The following is a 1466-nucleotide window of genomic DNA, read 5'->3' as shown; positions in this document are numbered from 1 at the left end:
TAAACTGTACCCTATAAGATAGACACTTTGAAAAAAGTCTATCCTATAGGGTACTTTTGTTTATAATGAGAAAAAAGATGTCGGAGCGGAATAAATGACGAAGAGATTATTTACTAAAAAAGAGCAAGAACAACTAAAATGTAATCCTAATGTCCAGGCTATTAGTGATAAAGCGATTACTTATACTGAGGAATTTAAACGCCATTTTATTGCAGAAAATGAAAAAGGGAAACTCCCAAGAACGATTTTTGAAGAGGCTGGTTTAGATGTTGAACTGATTGGTTTGAAGCGCATTAGTTCAGCAGGAAAGCGTTGGCGTGCAGCTTATCGTACAACTGGAGTAGCTGGTCTACAAGATACACGTAAAACGAATTCAGGTCGTCCATCAGAACGGGAATTAAGTTTAGAAGAAAAAATTGCACGATTAGAAGCGAAAAATAGATTATTACAAGCGGAGAATGAACTTTTAAAAAAGCTCGATCTACTCGAAAGGCAGATGTTAAAGAAGAAATAACAATCGCAACGGAACTAAAGTTTGAATTAATCAGTAAAACGATTCAAAAATATAAACTAAAACGTTTAGTAAGCTATCTATGTGAAATTATGGGCGTATCTCGTTCAGGTTACTATAATTATTTCACAGAGAAATCAATGCAAAAGCGTGCAGCATATGAATTAGCAGATGAAGCAACCAAAGAAATCATTTTAAAAGCGTATCATTTCCGAGGACGTAGAAAAGGTGCACGTCAGATTAAAATGACGTTAGAAAATCAATATGGAATTACATATAACTTAAAACGTATTCGCCGCATTATGAAGAAATTTGAGATTATATGCCCAATTCGAAAAGCGAATCCGGCACGTAGAATGGCCAAAGCAACAAAAGAACATCGTACATGTCCAAATGAATTACAGCGTAACTTTAAACAAGGTGTAGCAGGAAAAGTATTATTAACAGATATCACGTATTTGACGTATGGAAACGGCAAACGTGCTTATTTATCAACGATTAAGGACGCTGAAACAAACGAAATTTTAGCGTATGAAGTATCTGCTTCTTTAAGTATGGATATTGCGCTCAATACTCTTCGTAAATTGAAGCGAAATCACCACCATTTAACGAAAGATGCATTTATTCATTCAGATCAAGGATTCCATTATACGAATCCAAAATTCCAGAAACTTGTGAAGGAAATGGGACTAGGGCAATCTATGTCACGTCGAGGGAACTGTTGGGATAACGCCCCTCAAGAATCCTTCTTCGGTCATTTTAAAGATGAAACCAATCTGAAAGCGTGCGAAACATTAGAAGAAGTAAAACGAGAAGTGAAAAGTTATATGATGTATTACAACCATTATCGAGGGCAATGGAACTTGAAAAAGCTGCCGCCTGCAAAATACAGACAGCAGCTTCAAAAGGTTGCTTAGCTTTTTTTCAAAATGTCCTTTACAAAGGGTACACTTTA

1 protein-coding gene is annotated in these 1466 nt (G+C 35.8%); it reads left to right on the top strand.

Annotated features, from left to right (window positions below; translation table 11 throughout):
• Positions 1-94: 94 nt before the first annotated feature.
• Positions 95-1428, top strand: a protein-coding gene (locus ACIQ7T_RS27940; RefSeq protein WP_370082055.1) for an IS3 family transposase whose coding sequence is annotated in 2 segments (ribosomal slippage) — positions 95-479 and positions 479-1428 — 1335 coding nt in all. Because the reading frame shifts where the segments join, the coding sequence is not laid out codon by codon here.
• The last annotated feature ends 38 nt before the right edge of the window (positions 1429-1466 follow it).

This window comes from Lysinibacillus sp. NPDC096212 (assembly GCF_044763105.1).
Classification (GTDB): domain Bacteria; phylum Bacillota; class Bacilli; order Bacillales_A; family Planococcaceae; genus Lysinibacillus.
Note: the sequence above shows the minus strand (reverse complement) of the source record. Positions and strands in the feature narration are given on the sequence as shown.